Annotated in this window: 15 protein-coding genes; 9 read left to right on the top strand and 6 right to left on the bottom strand. The window is 63.8% G+C overall.

Features of this window, described 5'->3' with window-relative positions:
* Nucleotides 1-48 precede the first annotated feature (48 nt).
* Complete coding sequence (locus EJ078_RS20625) at nucleotides 49-1,461, top strand: lipopolysaccharide biosynthesis protein (RefSeq protein WP_127215208.1); 1,413 nt, start codon at nucleotides 49-51, stop codon at nucleotides 1,459-1,461.
* On the top strand, nucleotides 1,458-2,552 hold the full coding sequence (locus tag EJ078_RS20630) for a glycosyltransferase family 4 protein (protein WP_208720797.1): 1,095 nt from the start codon (nucleotides 1,458-1,460) through the stop codon (nucleotides 2,550-2,552). The genes EJ078_RS20625 and EJ078_RS20630 overlap by 4 nt, the downstream gene beginning before the upstream one ends.
* On the opposite strand, the gene EJ078_RS20635 is transcribed toward EJ078_RS20630, so the two are convergent.
* The gene (locus EJ078_RS20635) at nucleotides 2,538-3,131 is read right to left on the bottom strand and encodes a hypothetical protein (protein WP_208720798.1); all 594 of its coding nucleotides are present in this window, start codon (nucleotides 3,129-3,131) and stop codon (nucleotides 2,538-2,540) included. The genes EJ078_RS20630 and EJ078_RS20635 overlap by 15 nt on opposite strands.
* On the opposite strand from EJ078_RS20635, the gene EJ078_RS20640 reads away from it, so the two are divergent.
* From EJ078_RS20640 to EJ078_RS20650, 3 genes are all read left to right on the top strand, one after another.
* Entirely contained in the window at nucleotides 3,114-3,530 is a 417-nt protein-coding gene (locus tag EJ078_RS20640; protein WP_208720799.1) for a hypothetical protein, read from the top strand. The genes EJ078_RS20635 and EJ078_RS20640 overlap by 18 nt on opposite strands.
* 77 nt (nucleotides 3,531-3,607) lie before the next feature.
* Entirely contained in the window at nucleotides 3,608-4,240 is a 633-nt protein-coding gene (locus EJ078_RS20645) for a hypothetical protein (RefSeq protein ID WP_208720800.1), read from the top strand.
* A 52-nt stretch (nucleotides 4,241-4,292) separates the two neighbouring features.
* Complete coding sequence (locus EJ078_RS20650) at nucleotides 4,293-5,450, top strand: GNAT family N-acetyltransferase (RefSeq protein WP_127215211.1); 1,158 nt, start codon at nucleotides 4,293-4,295, stop codon at nucleotides 5,448-5,450.
* A 99-nt stretch (nucleotides 5,451-5,549) separates the two neighbouring features.
* Here the strand turns inward: EJ078_RS20650 and EJ078_RS20655 are convergent, their stop codons facing one another.
* The 4 genes from EJ078_RS20655 to EJ078_RS20670 form a co-directional block, all read right to left on the bottom strand.
* Nucleotides 5,550-6,776 carry an NAD(P)/FAD-dependent oxidoreductase gene (locus EJ078_RS20655; RefSeq protein WP_127215212.1) on the bottom strand — a complete coding sequence of 409 codons (1,227 nt, stop codon included), beginning with the start codon at nucleotides 6,774-6,776 and terminating at the stop codon, nucleotides 5,550-5,552.
* The gene (locus tag EJ078_RS20660; protein WP_348627283.1) at nucleotides 6,773-7,726 is read right to left on the bottom strand and encodes a WecB/TagA/CpsF family glycosyltransferase; all 954 of its coding nucleotides are present in this window, start codon (nucleotides 7,724-7,726) and stop codon (nucleotides 6,773-6,775) included. Before EJ078_RS20660 ends, EJ078_RS20655 begins: the two co-directional genes overlap by 4 nt.
* 388 nt (nucleotides 7,727-8,114) lie before the next feature.
* A complete protein-coding gene (locus EJ078_RS20665) occupies nucleotides 8,115-8,900 on the bottom strand; it encodes an SDR family oxidoreductase (protein ID WP_127215213.1) in 786 nt (261 codons plus the stop codon).
* Nucleotides 8,901-8,917: 17 nt separating this feature from the next.
* Nucleotides 8,918-9,649: an FCD domain-containing protein gene (locus EJ078_RS20670; RefSeq protein WP_127215214.1), complete on the bottom strand. Its 732-nt coding sequence runs from the start codon at nucleotides 9,647-9,649 to the stop codon at nucleotides 8,918-8,920.
* A gap of 190 nt (nucleotides 9,650-9,839) precedes the next feature.
* Between EJ078_RS20670 and uxuA the strand changes: the two genes are divergently transcribed.
* The 4 genes from uxuA (at nucleotide 9,840) to EJ078_RS20690 (ending at nucleotide 15,037) form a co-directional block, all read left to right on the top strand.
* Nucleotides 9,840-11,024, top strand: coding sequence for a mannonate dehydratase (gene uxuA, locus EJ078_RS20675; protein WP_127215215.1), 1,185 nt, complete (start codon nucleotides 9,840-9,842; stop codon nucleotides 11,022-11,024).
* A 71-nt stretch (nucleotides 11,025-11,095) separates the two neighbouring features.
* Nucleotides 11,096-11,353 (top strand): hypothetical protein, encoded by a 258-nt coding sequence (locus EJ078_RS20680; protein ID WP_245457002.1) that lies wholly within the window; start codon nucleotides 11,096-11,098, stop codon nucleotides 11,351-11,353.
* 19 nt (nucleotides 11,354-11,372) lie between these two features.
* Nucleotides 11,373-12,617: an MFS transporter gene (locus tag EJ078_RS20685; protein WP_127403513.1), complete on the top strand. Its 1,245-nt coding sequence runs from the start codon at nucleotides 11,373-11,375 to the stop codon at nucleotides 12,615-12,617.
* Between the two features lie 215 nt (nucleotides 12,618-12,832).
* Nucleotides 12,833-15,037: an adenylate/guanylate cyclase domain-containing protein gene (locus EJ078_RS20690; protein ID WP_127217394.1), complete on the top strand. Its 2,205-nt coding sequence runs from the start codon at nucleotides 12,833-12,835 to the stop codon at nucleotides 15,035-15,037.
* Between the two features lie 175 nt (nucleotides 15,038-15,212).
* Here EJ078_RS20690 and EJ078_RS20695 read toward each other — a convergent pair whose 3' ends face one another.
* Complete coding sequence (locus EJ078_RS20695) at nucleotides 15,213-16,076, bottom strand: FecR domain-containing protein (RefSeq protein WP_127216456.1); 864 nt, start codon at nucleotides 16,074-16,076, stop codon at nucleotides 15,213-15,215.
* Nucleotides 16,077-16,376: the final 300 nt, after the last annotated feature.

A 16,376-nucleotide genomic window follows, 5' to 3' on the forward strand; every position in this document is an offset into this window, starting at 1 on the left:
TCGTCGTAGGTGCGGGTAGCCCATCGCCGATCGTCTCAGGAGGCGAGGTTGAAGGACAATAAAGGGAACCGCGAGGCCGCCCCCGGGGCAGGGGCCAGCCCGGCGACCGACATGCGCATGTCGGTCACGGCGCTTGCCAAGAGCGGCGCCGTGGCCGGCATCATCAAACTTGCCAGCGCGGGCCTGTCCTTCCTGATGTTCGTGGCCGTGGCGATGGTGACGAACGAACGCGAGTTCGGCCTTTACAGCGCTACCTATGCCGGCGCGAGCCTGGTTTCCTTCTTCGCTTCGGTGGGCCAGCAGAGCACCGTGCTCAGGTTCTGGCCTCAATATGCCGGGCTGGGCGATCTCGGCTCGGCTCACGGGCTGATGGCGCGCGCCATTCTCGTGGCGCTGGCCGGGCTTGTCGGCACCAGCCTGCTCATCATCGTGGTGGGATTCCTGCCCTTCGTCGGCAGGGGAACGCCGGAATGGCTGCCGCTATGCGTGGCGGCGGCGGTGCTGTCGTTCTCGCTCGGCTGGTCGGAGTTTACCTCGGGCGCCTTCCGGGCCAAGAACGCGCTGATATCGGGCCTGCTGCCGCGGGACATCATTTGGCGCGCGGCGACAATCGCCGCCGTTGCGGCGCTGCACTTCATGCAAGTGAAGATCGATGCGATCGCGGCGACATATCTGACGGCGCTGCTGCTCATCCTGTCGGTCGTCCCGCAAACAATTGTGCTGTTGCGCGACACGGCGCGGGCAGATCGCGGTGGTCTCACGGAAGGGCAAAAGCAGGAATTCAAGACGGTGACGCTTGGCCTGTGGGGCGTCACCTCGCTGCCGCCCGCGCTCGGCCAGGTCAGCACCCTGCTCGTGGCGATGATCCTGGGGCCAGAGGCGGCAGGCGCGATCTTCGTGGCGGACCGGACCACGCGCTTCGTGACCCTTGCCCTCAACGGCATCAACCAGGCGCTGGCGCCGCAGATATCGGCGGCATTCTACAGCGGCGACAGGGCTCACGTGCAGCGCATCACCAGCCTCGCCGCGCTTGGCGGCTCGGCCATTGCGCTGTGCGTGCTGGCGTCCTTCTGGATATTCGGCGACTTCATCCTGTCCATCTTCAATCCGGCCTATGCGACGCCGACCATGAGGGCGACGCTCGTCATCTTCGGCATCGGGGCGACGTTCGGCACCGCTTGCGGCCCGATCGAAGTCCTGTTGCAGTTGACGGGTCTGCAGCATGCGCTCTTCAAGGTGCTGGTCATCGTCAACGTTGTCGGACTTTGCGTGACGGCCGTGGCAACTTACTACCTCGGGTCCATAGGAGCGGCCCTCAGCATTGCCGGAACCGTCATCGCATGGACGGCTTTCGGGGTATTGATCGCCCGGCGCAGAATCGGCATCAACCCATCGATCCTCGGCTTGTCCCTGGACAGGATCGGGCTGGTGCCTCATGCCCTCCTGAAGGGGCGCACGTGAAGATCGTCCAAGTGCAGACCCAGGCGGAAGCAGCGGGGGCGCAGCGCATCTCCGACATGGTGGGCGAGGGCTTGCGGGCGCGCGGGCACGAGGTGCGCACCGTCTTCATGTACCGCAAGACCGAAGCCTATGACCGCGATCCCAATGTGGATTTCGTCCTGACGGACAGACCGCGCGGAATGCCCGGGCAGATCCGGGCGACCGTCGGCCTGGCTCGATATCTGCGCGCGGCAGGCCCCGACGCAGTCATCACTTACCAACACTATGGCAATATCTTCGGCACGATCGGCGCCCGGCTGGCCGGCGTCAGGCACATCGTCGCAAACCAAAGCGGCGCCCCGCAAAGCATGGGCGTCATGGGGCTGCTCTCCCAAATCGACAAGCTGATGGGCACGGTCGGCCTTTACCAGGCGAATGTCGTCAATTCCGGCTGGACTCAAGCGCAGTTCGATCGCTATCCGCGCTCCTATCGGCGGCGCATGCGTCGCATCGATCACGGCGTACCCGCGCCGGGCGAGGAATTCGACAAGGCAGCGGCGCGCGCCGCCTTCGGCCTGCCGCAGGACGTTTGGCTGGCCGTATCATCGGGCCGACTGACGCGGATGAAGAACCAGATCGCGCTTGTCGGCGCGCTCGATCGACTGCCCGACGTCCATGTCGCGCTGGCAGGCGCGGGGCCGGAGCGCGAAGCGCTCGTCGCCTTTGCCGAAAGCCGTGGCGTTGCCGACCGCCTGCATCTCGTGGGCGAGGTTCCGCCGACGCGCATCTTCGAATTCCTCGCGGCCGGGGATGCCTATGCGTTTGCCTCGATGACGGAGACCTTCGGCCTCGCCTGCGTCGAAGCAGCCATTTCCGGGCTGCCGGTTGTGGCCAGCAACCTCGACGTCTTGCGCGAGGTGCTGACCGCGGAGGACGGCTCTCCCGCCGCACTCTTCGTCGAGGCCGACGCTGCCGGCATGGCCAGGGGCCTTGGCGATCTGTTTGCGCGGCCGGAAGCCAAGACCAGGCTTTCGGAGGCGGGACGGCGGCTGCGGGATAAGTATTCGCCGGCCAGGATGTGCGCGGGCTACGAGGCGCTACTGCTTGCCTGACCGCTTGCGCACGGCGGCGATCCCGTCGATCACTTCCAGGCGCCCGGCTCGATTGAGTGTGTGGATTTTCGGATAAGGAAAGTCGCCAGCCGCATCGATCGGCCGCGGCGGCGACAGCCGCACCGTCTGCTGGTTGAGCTCCAGCAACTCCGACAGGCCCAGCCCGCCGCCATAGCCCAGCGTTCCGTCCTGGACCGGAAGAAGCACGCGGCCGTCGCGGTTGCGCACGAAGGCTCCGCCCGGGCGGGCCATGCGGTGGTCGATCAGGACCGGGTTCGCCGGATGCGGCCGCCACGGACCGGCAAGCGCGGGGGCGGAGAAAATCACCAGCGTGTCGGAAGTGCTTCCATGGCCGTCACGGTCCGTGGCGAACAGCCAGAGCATGCCTTCATGCTCGAACAAGGTGGCATCGGAAATCTCGCCTTCGACCAGCACGGTCTCGACAAGCCAGCTGTCCGGGAAGCCCGCGGCGCGGTAGAGCGTGAGCTTGCCGCCGGCGCTCGCCTCCGGCAGCATCCAGATTGCGCCGTCGCGCTCGAATACCTGCGGGTAGGAGAGGTGGTGAGCCTCCTCCAGCACGACCCGAGGCTCGCCAGGAACGCCATCCGCATCAAACGGAACAACGGAAATGACCGCCTTTCCGGTCGCGTGCGGATAGTCCTCGACGAACACGAAGGGCTGACCCTGCCACCAGAAGGGGAACGGGTCGGCATAGAAATGATCGCCCGGATCCGGCAGCACCGACCAGCCGGTGCCGAGCTTGCCGGTATCGGCGACACCCGGCGCATCGGTAAAGCGATAGCCGACACGCCAATGCGCGTGGCGGAAGCGCGCGCGCCGAAGCGCTTCCCGGCCGAGCCGCGGCAGCGCCGAGCCGAAATAGGCGGATGTGAACCCGCCTCGCTCGCCACGACCATGGATTTCAGCAACTGCCCTCGTGGCAGCCGGTCGGCCGCGAACGCGCGGGTGACCGACTGAACCAGAGTGATGGCGCGGGCGAACACGTCCTCGGTGCCGAGTGCGCTGGATTCCCGCTTGTCGACCATGGGCCGCGCTTGGCCGACCACCGTCTTCCCGTCGAGCACGGCCTCGATCACCGGGAGCCTGCCGGCCGCGACGGCAATTGCAGCCGAGAGATCGGCGCTGGATCCGTCGAAACGAAGGCCGATGGTGGGAACATTCGCCAAGGCCGCATCGCCGGCAAGATCGAGCCTCAGCGCGGGGGGGCGATTGCCGGGCCGTGCCGGGATTGCTTGCAGCGCGGAGCCGAGAAGGGGTCCGCGCCGGCGGAAAAGACGTTGCTCGAACTGGAAGGCGGCTTTTGCCGCTGCCGGCCAGGTCGCCGGCCCGGGCTGATGCGCCACCGCGACATCGTGGCCGTCCGCCTCCAGCCGCTCTATGGCGAGCCGCTGCCAATGGCGGGGCGCCGATTGCGGAACGATGACCTCGATCGCCAGCATGTCTTGGGCGGCTATGTCCTGCTCGGATTTCCAACAATGAGGAACGAGAGACTGGCCGAAAATACTTACATCGGCGTTACACGCAAAACCGGATTTCTACTTTTTCGGCATGATTTTCGACTTGCGATCCCGAAGCGGTTGTGGTCGTCCGCCCGGACTGCCATGCAACGCAAGATTAGCGGTTTCGGCATATACCAAGATTCCAACAATCGCGGCGACCGGTCTTGACCTGGAACGTAAGAAGTCGTGGATAGCCGCTGTCCCTGCCGGTTCGGATCACATGTTTGAAGTCACTGCCGAGGATGCGTTCGATTTCCGTTCGACGGAGTACGCCGAGCTCTTCGCCAGCTCGGCGGCAACCGCTTTTCAGCATCCGATTTGGCTCGCGCAACTTTATGAGAGGCTCGTGCGGCAAGGCGCCGCCACGCCACTGATCATCGTCGTCCGCGTGCGTGCGAGCGGAAGGCTCGCGATGGTCCTGCCGCTGGTGAGGCGCCGCTACACGCTGCTGAAGGTCGTGGAATTCGCGGATATGCGGGTTTCGGACTATGTCTCGCCCGTCGCCGACGAGGAGACCTTCTCCCGCATTCTTGCCGACGCCCGCACCGTCGCCGCCATCCGCAAGCATCTGCGGCCATACGATCTCCTGCGCATAGGCAAGCTGGCGGACCGCTCCCTGGCGATGGAGCACCTGCTTGGCGTCGACAAGCGCGACAGCATGGGCATGAGCGCCTATTCCAGCAAGCTGGAGCCGACATTCGCCGGCTGGCGCGAGCAGCGGCTGGACCAGTCCTATCGCAAGGAGCTGGATAAGAAATCCCGGCAGCTCAACCGCATCGGGGAGGCGCGCTTCGAATGCGTTGACGGCCCGGCCGCGGTCCGCACGACATTCGATGCCCTCAAGCTCTATCGCGGCAAACGCTTCGACGGCAGCAACGGTCCGGCCGACCTTTTGCAGCTGCCTTCCTATTTCGATTTCTACCTGGCCGTGGCCAATGAAGGGTGCGGCGGCTTCGCCCGCACCTATGCATTCTGGATGAACGGCCAGCCGATCGCCGGCGCGCTCGGGCTCAAGCACCGCGGCTCGCTCCTGGTCATCCTCGGCGGTTTCGACGAGGCCGGCTACCGGAAGCAGTCGATCGGCAGCCTGATGTTCGAGCAGATCGCCCGCGATTGCATAGAGCGCGGCGATCAACACCTCGATTTCACCATCGGCGACGAGCCCTACAAGCGCGTCTTCGGCGGCCGGCCTTCACCGATGTGGCAAATCTACCGCGCAGGCAGTCCGCTCGGCTATGCGGCGCATCTGACGGTGCAGAAATTGCCGGCGGCCAAGGCGCTGGCGCGGCATATCCTTGAGGCCGCGCATGTCAAGAAGGCCAAGCCTTCGGCTGTCATCGTGCCGCCGGCTGCCGATGAAGCCGCCGAGTCGTCCTAGTTGAAGCGGGTCGGATCGGACGCCTTACGCTAGCTTCAGGCGGTCGCGCACGGTTATGCCGAAGCGTCCTTTGAACGAAATGCGCCGGCTGACCCGCAATCAGGTCACGGCTTCCACTTGCGGCCGCTTGAGACCGCGCAGCCGCGCGGCAAAGCTCGGGCTGAACTTGTCGATCTCGTGCAGGATGCGGCGACGGCTGAAATGAACCTGCCGGCGCGCGCGCCAGCGCAGGTCCGTGTCGATGGTCAAGCTGCGGCGGAAATTCGCCAACTCGAGCCCCCGTTCATCCATCGCCTGCTTCGTGGGATCATCATAGAAGGTGGCGATCTTCGCCGCCGCCATGCCGGGCGAGGCCATCCACTGCGGCACGTGCACCATGCACAGGCGCTCCACATCGGTGAGGAGGCGGCTGACGCCTGTTCCGGCGGCCGGACAGGATGTCTGATAGGCGTCTCCGATCAGGACGACGCCGTCGCGCTTGCAATTTTCGGCGACGGTGATGTCGGTGAGCCAGCTCGAAACGCGGTCGATGACCTCGAAATCGCCAAAGGTCTTGAGGAGTCCCGGAAGCGTTTCAATGAGCGTTTCGCGCGGGCGGTCGCGCAGCGCCTTGACCCACGGGTCGGTATGCTCCCGGAAAACAAAGAGGTTGGCGCGGGTAACGCCGCCGGCCGGGAAGAAGTTCAGGTAATCGATGCCGTCCGAAACGCGTTCGCCGTAATAGGTCAGCGCCGGATGCTTGAACGCGCTTGCTCCCGCCGGCCGGACATTGAAACCGAAAGTCAGCGATTGGCGCTGGTGGACGAACCGGCGCTCGATGCCGACGTCGCGCCGCAGGATGTCGCCCATGCCGGTGGCAAGCACAAGCAGGCGAGCCGTCACATCCGGCTGCCCGATGATCGACACACGCTGCCGCTCTGGGCCGGCCTCCACAGCGCTCACCCTGCCGGCGACGAAGCGTACGGCCTTGGGCAGTTCGGCCCGCATCGCCGCGACGAGGTCGTCGTAGAAGATGCCGTAATGGCGGGCTCGCGTGCGGTCGAGCACTCGCCCCTTGCGCACGTTGACGATCTCGTCGAATGCCGCGGCCGCCGTGGAAAGACTGTCGAGGAGGCCGATCCGGCGCAGCTTGTCGATCTGGTCGCCGGCGATTTTCTCGACACGGAACTCGCGCGGAAAAACGTGATGGCGGTCGATCAGCGTGACACGGTAGCCCGACCGGCCGAGGAGAGTCGCGGCAAGTGTCCCGGAGAGCCCGCCGCCGACGACAGCGATCTCCGTGTCGGTTCCCTCCGGCAGCGGACGAAGCGAATGTTCGGCTGTCATTGGGAATACCTCAACAGGGCATAAAGGGCACGGGGATTGGTGGTGAAGTAGCGCCAGAACAGCCGGCGCGGCTCCATCAACATGCGCCACAGCCATTCGAAACCCGCCTTCTGGACCCAGAGCGGGGCGCGCCGGACCTTGCCGGCAATATGGTCGAACAGCCCTCCGGAAGTTTTGATCACACCGACATTCGAGAGCCGCGAGCCAAAATCGCGGACAAAGATCTGCTCGCGCGGCACGCCGAGGCCGAGCCACAAAATGTCCGGTGCAAGCGCGTCGATCTCTTCGAGCTTTTTCTCGAGTGCTTCGCCGGTCAGGTAGCCGTGGCTGTGGCCGACGATGCGCAGGCGCGGATAGCTGGCTTTGATGGCGGCCATGGCCTTGGCGTTCCCGGCCTCAGTCGATCCAAGCAGGTAGAAGGTCGCGGCCTCGTTCTCGGCGAGCTTAGCGACATCGTGGAACAGATCGGTGGTGGCCACCCGTTCCGGCAACCGCGTGCGGCACAATAGGCGCGAGGCGAGCACAAGTGGCTGGCCGTCGGCGAAGATCTGATCGGCTTCGCGGAAGAGGGCGGCGATCTCCGATTTCGCGCGAGCCTGGGCGATGACCTCGCCGTTGACGGAGGTGAAGTAGTAGGGACGGCTGCCATGGCGGTGCTGCCGCGCCGCCGCGAGCATCAAGCGGGCGGCGCCCTGCCGGTCGATCACGGTGACAGGCAGCCCGCCAAGCTGCACCGTCGGCAATGCAGGCAGGTCCTGCCGGGAAGGGGCTGCTTCTAGCGCTGCCACGGCGGTCACGCTTGGACGTCCGGTCGAAGTCTGGTGCTGCAGCCGCGGAAAACGAGAGGTCTCATGGTTCAGATGTTGGCTGGAGTGGAGCGGATCCGATCCGCCGGTCGTAACGCTGTGTTGTTCAAAATCTCTTTTTGAAGTTTCTAAAACTTTTCGCATAGGAGAAGTCGCCCCATTCTCCGGTAGTTCGAACTACCTCCTTCATGGCACCATACGTAAAAAAATCAAAAAGTTAAGCGACATGTTAATAGTTAGTTAATATGGACAATTTGAATCGAAATATAAATCAGTTTAAACCTTTTGACCTCGACTTCACTTGCTTTTGGGTGATTTTGAACCTGCGTTTTCAACACGAATGCGATTTGATCGCCACTGGTGCGACCACATTGCAATGCCAACGAGCTCCTGATCTATCCTGGGTGATCGTCGGGGCCACGAAAATCAGTTGTGAGGCGGGGAGCGACATTCATGGCGCCGCCTGACGGGCAAAGCGGAAATCGTCCGGCGTCAGCTACTCCGGCAAAGGCCAAGACCGATCTTCATGCCTCTATTTCACACCGATGCCGGCGGTCAGGCCGCCGTCTATCTTGTAATCCGCGCCGGTGCAGAAGCTCGCTCTGGAGGAGCACAGAAAGGCGATGAGTTCGGCCACTTCTTCTGGTTCGCCGATGCGGCCAAGCGGATGCGCCGCACCGAAGCGCCTGTACGCTTCCTCGACATCGGCATCGCTGCCGGTTTCGCCACGCGCGGCCTTCTCCAGGATCGGTGTGCGGATCGAGCCTGGGCTGACCGAATTGACCCGGATGCCAGCCGCCGCGTAATCCAGCGCCAGCGAACGCGTCAGCGTATGGATTGCGCCCTTAGTCGTGGCATAGGCGGCGACGTTCTGCTGACAGGCGAAACCCTGCACCGAGGCGACATTGACGATGGCGCCGCCACCACGGCGGATCATTTCGGGGATGCCGTAATGCGCCGTCAGGTAGATCGAGCCGACATTGACCGTCATGGCCTTGTTCCATGTTTCCCAGTCGGTCGTGGTCGCGGTTCCGTAGGGATGGACGGCCGCCGAATTGACGATCACGTCGAGGCCGCAGAACCGTGCGACCCCGGCAGCGACGGCATCGCGGACCTCGTCCGCCACGGAGACGTCGGTGTCGACGACCAGCGCGCCGGCTTCGGAACTTTCCAGCTCCGCTCTCATTGCCGCATTGGCCGAGCGGTCGATGCCGCAGGCGATGATCGCAGCACCCCCTGCGGCGAGGCGCCTGGCGGTTGCCAGACCGATTCCCGTCGTCCCCGTCACCAGGGCGACCTTGCCAACAAAATCCTTCATTGCGGGAACTCCTTCAGTCACGTGTCGGAACCCGGCTCTTCCGGCAGGAATCGCAGGGCGAAATCCAGATGGCGGCTCATCAGGTAGGCGTAGGCCACTCTGTCGCGCGCGCGCAGGGCGGCGACGATCTCGCCATGCGCGGCGCGGGTGTCGGCCAGGACCGGGCGCATCTCCTTGCCGATGGTCATGATCCGCAGGATCACCGGGGAAAGGAAGGAATACATGTCCGACAGCATGCGGTTGTCCGCCAGCCCGATCAACGCCATGTGGAAGTCGAAATCATTCTCGGCGGCCTCCTGGATCGAGCGGCTCTCGACGATCCGCGCGTTGACCGCGTCGAGCGCTTCGATCTGCTCGTTGGTGGCGTTGAGCACGATGTGGTCGCCGATGCCGACTTCGATGATGCGCCTGAAGCCCTGAATGTCGGCGAAGGAGGAGCGCGAGACATCCATATGCGCGGCAAAGAAATTCTGGATGGCGATGCTATGCCCGTCCGCGAGCACAGCCCCGACGCGGGGTTTCGGTTCGATCAGCCCGTAGGTCCGGATAGCGCGCAAAGCCTCGCGCACGGTGTTGCGACTGGCGCCGGTGATCTCGCTGAGCTCGCGCTCTGTCGGCAGCACGTCGCCGACATTCAGCTGCCGCGAGCGGATGAGATCGAGGATCCGCCCGGCCGCGGCATCGACCGCCGAGCTGCGGCCGGCGTGGCGGCGGGCGCCGCTCTCGCGCGCGGCATGAGAATTTTCCAATGACGAATCTCCCAAATTGTTGGACCAGGATATCCCAAGATTCCGGGAAAACAATCGAGTTGGACGCCGTCTCGATCAGTTTACCGCGCTACCTGTCGGCCGTCAGGCGTTCGAGAAAGCCGAAATTGTCGATTGACTCTCATCCTGGTCCAACAATAAGTTTCCGCTCTCTCTCAAAGGAAGGCAGCAAATGGAGCAGTGCTGGCGTTGGTATGGCCCGGACGATCCGGTGACGCTGGATCACGTCAAGCAGGCCGGGGCGACGGGCGTCGTCTCGGCGCTGCACGACATCTATGACGGGCGCGCCTGGCCGCTAGAAAACATCCTGGAGCGCAAGCGGATCATCGAGGCGGCGGGGCTGACCTGGTCGGTCGTCGAGAGCATCCCCGTCCACAACTCGATCAAGATCGGCTCGCCGGAACGGCTGCGCTATGTCGGCCTTTACAAGGATACGATCCGAGCGCTCGCGAAGGCCGGCATCGCGACGATCTGCTACAATTTCATGCCTGTGGTCGACTGGACCCGCACCGATCTGGCGTATCGCCTTCCGACGACGGGTTATGCATTGCGTTTCGACGCGATCGATTTCGCGGCCTACGACCTGTTCGTGCTGAAGCGACGGAATGCCGAGGCCGGCTACAGCGCCGCGCGCATCGCCGAAGCGGAAGCGCGATTGAAAGAGCTCAGCGACGAGAAAATCGACCGGATCGAGCGTAACCTTATCGCCGGACTGCCCGCCACCGAGCGCAGCTACAACCGGGACAGTTTTCGCGAGGCCTTGGCCGAGTACGATTCGATTGGGCCAAGGGAATTGCGCGACAATCTCGCCTGGTTCCTGCGCGAGATTATTCCGGTCGCCGAACAGGAAGGGGTGCGCATGTGCATCCATCCCGACGATCCGCCCTTCTCGCTCTACGGCCTGCCGCGCATCGTTTCGACAGCTGAAGATGCGCGGTTCATTCTCAATGCCGTGGAGAGCCCGGAAAACGGGCTGACATTCTGCACAGGCTCCTACGGCACGCGCGCCGACAACGACATCGTTGCCATGGTCAAGGAGTTCGCCGGCCGCATCCATTTCGTCCATCTGCGCAACGTCACCATCGAGGATGACGGCTCCTTCTATGAGGCCGAACATCTCGAGGGCGGCACCGACATGGCGCATGTCATCCTCGCCCTGACGCAGGAGGAAGCGCGCCGTCGGAAGGAAGGCCGCGCCGACTGGCGCATTCCGATGCGACCCGATCACGGACATCTACTCGCCGACGACATCGGCAAGACCAGGATCAATCCCGGTTATTCGCTGATCGGCAGGCTGAAGGGCCTCGCCGAACTGCGCGGCATCATGCGGGCCGTCGAACGGTTCGGGCTTGCATAGAATCGAAACTTTCCACCGACATTACCGGCGAGCGCAATTCGCTGCATAATGACCGCGCTGGCCGAGAATCGGTGTTCGGCAAGCCGATCCTCCACGGCGGCGTCAGTTCTGGTATTCTCAATGCCCTGGTCGCGGAGGATTTGCCCTGGCCCGGGACGGTCTTTCTCGAAATCGCATGGAAGTCCGTCAAGGCGGTCGGCGTTGAGGAGGCGATCATCGGACGCGTGGAGGTCAAGAAGTTGCGCCCCGACAAGCCGATCTGCAAGATCGAGACCAGCGTACGCAACGGCCAGGGGTGCTTTGTCCCACCGGCGCGGCGACCGTGTTGACCGTGCCGCTGCAAGGCGCATGAGCGCGGTGAGCGGCAGCCCGCTTGGCATGGCCGCCGACAGCGGCCGCTGGCGCGTGCTGTTGCTGCTTTGCCTGGCGGTCGTTCTGTCGCTGACCACCTGGTTTTCGGCGACCGCCATCCTGCCCGAACTGAGGCAGGAGCTTGCGCTCGGCGCCGGCGGGGAGGCCTGGCTGACCAACGGCGTTCAGGTCGGCTTCGTGATCGGTGCGCTGGGGGCGAGCCTGGTCAACCTTCCCGATTTGGTGCGGCTCAGCCGGCTGATGGCGGCCGCCGCTTTTGTCGCCGCGCTCGCCAATGCGAGCCTGCTGTTTCATCTCGGGCCGGGCGGCGTGATCGCCGCGCGTATTGTCACCGGCGCAGCACTTGCCGGCGTCTATCCGCCGGCGCTGAAGCTCGTCGCCACCTGGTTCACGCGCGACCGGGGGCTGGCGCTCGGCGCAGTCATAGGCGCGCTCACCATCGGCTCGGCGCTGCCGCATCTTTTTCGCGCTGTCCTGACCGCGCTCGACTGGCGGCCGGTGGTCGCGGCCGCCAGTCTAGCAATGACGGTCGGCGCGCTCCTGTTTCTCTTGTTCGCAAGGGAGGGGCCCTATCCTTTCGGCAAGGCGGTGTTCGAGCCATCGCGCATCGGGCAGGTGTTTCGCGAGCGGCCGCTGCTCCTGGCCAATCTCGGCTATCTCGGCCATATGTGGGAACTCTACGCCATGTGGGCGTGGCTGCTTGCCTATACGCGCTCGGCATTCGAGGCGCAGGCGATCGGATCGGCCGCTGCCGCCTCGCTTTCGACCTTCTTCGTCGTCGCCTCCGGCATCATTGGCTGCCTGTTGGGCGGCTATCTGTCGGACCGCATCGGCAGAACCGCGACCACCGCCGGCATGATGATCGTCTCGGGAAGCTGTGCGCTGCTGATGGGCTTCCTGTTTGCCGGGCCGCTTTGGCTCTTCATGCTGGTCGCCGTCGTCTGGGGTATTTCGGTGATCGGCGATTCGGCGCAATTCTCAGCCGCAGTGACCGAGCTCGGCGATCGCCGCTTCGTCGGCACGGCGCTGTCGGTGCAGCTTGGCGCCGGCTTTGCGCTGACGGTGCTCGCCATCTGGCTGACGCCGCGCTTCGCCGACTTCATCGGTGGCTGGCGCTGGGCCTTCCTGCTGCTGGTGCCGGGTCCGCTTCTTGGGGCGGCCGCTATGCTGTGGTTGCGAAACTTGCCGGAGAGCGAGAAAATGGCCGGCGGCCTCCGCTAGCGCTCTTGCTCCTCGACTGTCTAGCGCTGGAGCCGATTGAGAACTTCGTCGCTACGCAAATCGCCAGCGCTGGGCCCGCGCTGCTCCGTTGGGCGTAAGGTTGGCGATTGCACATTTGCCGGGAACAATGCAGCCTAGCTTCGAGGCTCGAAAGCTGCCTCCCGGAGCGGGGCCATGCAGGCAGGATACGCGGCACAGTTACTGGTGCAGATGTCATGACACGCGCCCAGTTGGCCGGCGTCATCCTGGGTTTGTCGCTGGTCGCAGCGCTTACCATTGTCCGGGCGAGCGACCCGCAGCCGTTGAGACTCGCCCGCGAAGCGACGTTCGACCAGTATCAGAGGCTGGCACCTCGCCGCTTCGAGTCGATGCCCGTCCGCGTGGTGGACATCGACGAGGCCTCATTGCAGCAGTTCGGGCAGTGGCCGTGGCCCAGGGATCGCATGGCGGCCATGATCGAAAAGCTGACGGAGCTTGGTGCGGCAGCCATCGCATTCGACATCCTTTTCGCCGAGCCCGACCGTCTGTCGCCTCGCACTGTCCTCCGCGACGTGCCTGGCATCGATCCGGCCCTGCTCGACCGCCTGCCCGACAATGACGAGATCTTCGCCGGGTCGATCGCCGGCAAGCCAGTTATCCTGGGCTACGGCATCTCCAACGAAGGGAACTATCGGCCGCAAATCAAGGCTGGCATTGCCTTTATGGGCGAGAGCCCGATCGCTGCTCCTCCGCCTATCAAGGCAGCCACGCCGCTGCGGCCGCAGCTTGAGGCCAATTCAGCCGGCATCGGACACATCAGCCTCAATCCCGGCAGATCGACCGCTGTGGTGAGGACAGCCCCACTCTTTCTGACTGATGGCGAGCAGCTTTATCCGGATCTTGCCCTCGAAGCCATAAGAGTAGCGCAGGGGGCCTCCACCTACCTCATTGCCGGCGCGCCGGATCGGCAGGGCATAATGACCTCCGTCAAGATCGGCGACTTCGTTATCCCGGTGACCTCGGCCGGCGAACTCTGGCTCTATGTCAGTCCCGACAGGGCCGAGCGTTATGTTTCGGCGAAGGACGTGCTTGCACCCGGCGGCGTCTCGTCCGAAACGAGGGCCGCGATCGAAGGCAGCATCGTGTTTGTCGGCACTTCGGCCGCCGGGCTGCAGGACATTCGTGTCACCGCGCTCGGTGAGAACGTGCCGGGCGTCTCGATCCACGCGCAGATCGTTGAACAGGTGCTGTCCGGCCACTATCTGTCTCGGCCTGATTGGGCAAACGGGCTGGAAATCGCGTCGATCGCGATGCTCGGCAGCCTCCTGGTGATTCTGACGATTTTCGTAAGCCCCGCGATTGCGCTCGCCTGCGGCCTTGCGATCACGGGACTGGCGCTCGTCGCATCGTGGTTTGCCTTTTCGCTTGCGGGACTGCTGTTCGACCCGTTTGCGCCGATCCTCATGGGCACGATCACGCATTTCGCGACAACCTCTTTCCGCTTCCTGGTGACTGATCGAGAGCGGCGCGCGATCCGGCGGGCCTTCGGTCAGTATTTGTCGCCATCGCTTCTCTACCGGATCGAGCACACGCGCGACGCGCTTCGTCTTGGCGGCGACGACCGAGAGCTGACCGTGATGTTTGTCGATGTGCGAAACTTCACGGAGATCAGCGAAAGACTGCCGCCCACCGCCGTCGTGCGGTTTTTGAACACGCTTCTCGACGCGCTCAGCCGTCATGTCACCGCCAATGAAGGCACGCTCGACAAGTTCATCGGTGATTCGATCATGGCCTTTTGGAATGCCCCGGTCGACGTCACCGATCATCCCCGCAAAGCCGCTCGCGCGGCATTGGCGATGCGCGAGACGATTGCCCGCCTCAACGAAAGCGATGCATTCGGATTCGGGGCCGGGCAGACGGTTCGCATCGGTATCGGAATCCATACCGGCGTCGCCTGTGTCGGAAATATGGGCGCGGAGTCGCGTTTCAACTATTCGGCCGTTGGCGACGCGGTGAACATCGCAGCGCGTATCGAGACAACGTGCAAGACGGTGAGTTTCGATATCCTCGCGTCCGACGACACAGTAAGATCGCTGCAAGGCTGGGCCTTGCTCGACGCGGGATCGCTGGAACTCAAGGGAAAGAGCACGAGGACCAGAATCAATGCCGTCGTAGGCGATGAAAACGTTGGGTCGTCGCCGGATTTTGCCGAATTGCGGCTTCTCCACGGCAAGCTCGTGGAGGCGTTGCAATCGCGCTTGCCAGGCACCCGAAAGATGATCGCGGCGGCCAAAGTCAAGGCTGCGGGCCTGCCGACAGGGTTGCAGGAATTCTATGGCCGGATCTCGCGCAGAGCGGATGATTTTGTTGGCAAGCGGGCGGGAGCGGCGATGGAAGCGAATGCCGGCTATGCGGAGCAACAATTCGGCTCCGGTTCCTGACCTTCATTGATGTAGGGCGGCCGACCGCTCGACTCGGTGGTGTTCAAGGGCAACAATTTCGTCCACCCCGACGTAGGGGCGAGTTGGCCCAGACCGGTTGGCGAAGTCGGATACGGACGCGCCGAGAAAAAGAGCGGCTATCCGCTGCTCTTGCCGCTGCCGGCCACCCCTGCCGCTATTTTTTGCCAGGACCCTTGGATTTTCCGGGATTGCTGGGATCGTGCTTGCCCGGATCATTTCCATGGCCGTTGTTGCCGTCATCTTTGTCGCCCCGCGGCGGGCTCGGCGGATCGGGCGTGCCCGGACCGGGTGGCGCCGGTGAGTTGCGCCGCTGCGGCCGCGCCGTATGCTCCTGCTGAATGGCAGCCGTAAGCCCGCAATTTCCGCCGATTGCGTCAAAGCCTCCCGAGAGCTGCTGATTGCCGGTCAGAAACGGCAATGCCCGCGAGGTGCCGAGTGTGGTGAGCACAGATCGATTGACCTTGACAACGTCGGTCATTGAGCCTGACGGCGTCGCGACCACACAATCGCAGCGCCGCTTCAGTTCCCTGCATCCGCCGCCGCTGCAGAATCGGGCCGACCCCTTCAGCAGCACGACGGCGGTTTTGCCGTTGGGCGCGATGTGGACATCGAATGCTGTCCCCCGCACGCCTATTGTGCCTGCGGGCGTCACAATCTGGTAGGCGGACGAAGGCGAGCTCCCGCTTATCCAGCGAAACGTTCCCTTGGCAGCGCGGATGGTGAGCTTCTTCACCGAATTATCATCGTTGAAGACGTATTTGTCGAGGACGACGGAAGAACCCCACCCCACCGCCAGCTTGGTGCCATCCCGGAACACGAATTGGCCAAGCCCGGTATTGGATGTCCTGATTCGTTCGTCCCGATGAACGGGTGCGCTGACCACCAGTGGTCCGGTTGCGCCGGTAACGGCAGTCTTGATCACGACTGCCCGGCCCACTGCTTCGGCGGCTATGGTCGGTGTCGCATTGATGAGATTCGCGGCAAGCGCGACAACTGCAGCCCACCTCAAGGACGGCATGGCATCCTCCCCGAAACGACTTTATTAGCACATGCTTGAAAGTCTGTCCCCGCGGAGTCATACCTCAATTTGAGTAGGATATGTCTCTTTCGCTTGGGCGACGCTCGAAGGCACAATCGTCGACGTTAGGTCCTGCGCTTGGGTGGGCCGCGCGGGTTGCCCCCTCGCTCATCGGGTCGGAGGTGGGATAACGCCAATGCTGTTACTGAATTCGTCTGGCTGAGGGACAAGGCGATGTTCTGCGTGGGCGGCGCGAGAGCGCCCGCATCTGGGGCATCGATCATGGTTTGTGTCGGCGCG

The sequence above is a fragment of the Mesorhizobium sp. M1A.F.Ca.IN.022.06.1.1 genome, assembly GCF_003952605.1.
In the GTDB taxonomy this organism is placed as follows: domain Bacteria; phylum Pseudomonadota; class Alphaproteobacteria; order Rhizobiales; family Rhizobiaceae; genus Mesorhizobium.

Excerpts from the sequence above, each read along its gene's own strand:
- EJ078_RS20650 (WP_127215211.1), top strand. The coding sequence starts at position 4,293 with ATGTTTGAAGTCACTGCCGAGGATGCGTTCGATTTCCGTTCGACGGAG.
- EJ078_RS20655 (WP_127215212.1), bottom strand. The coding sequence starts at position 6,776 with ATGACAGCCGAACATTCGCTTCGTCCGCTGCCGGAGGGAACCGACACG.
- EJ078_RS20660 (WP_348627283.1), bottom strand. The coding sequence starts at position 7,726 with ATGCGAAAAGTTTTAGAAACTTCAAAAAGAGATTTTGAACAACACAGC.
- EJ078_RS20665 (WP_127215213.1), bottom strand. The coding sequence starts at position 8,900 with ATGAAGGATTTTGTTGGCAAGGTCGCCCTGGTGACGGGGACGACGGGA.
- uxuA (WP_127215215.1), top strand. The coding sequence starts at position 9,840 with ATGGAGCAGTGCTGGCGTTGGTATGGCCCGGACGATCCGGTGACGCTG.
- EJ078_RS20685 (WP_127403513.1), top strand. The coding sequence starts at position 11,373 with ATGAGCGCGGTGAGCGGCAGCCCGCTTGGCATGGCCGCCGACAGCGGC.
- EJ078_RS20690 (WP_127217394.1), top strand. The coding sequence starts at position 12,833 with ATGACACGCGCCCAGTTGGCCGGCGTCATCCTGGGTTTGTCGCTGGTC.
- EJ078_RS20695 (WP_127216456.1), bottom strand. The coding sequence starts at position 16,076 with ATGCCGTCCTTGAGGTGGGCTGCAGTTGTCGCGCTTGCCGCGAATCTC.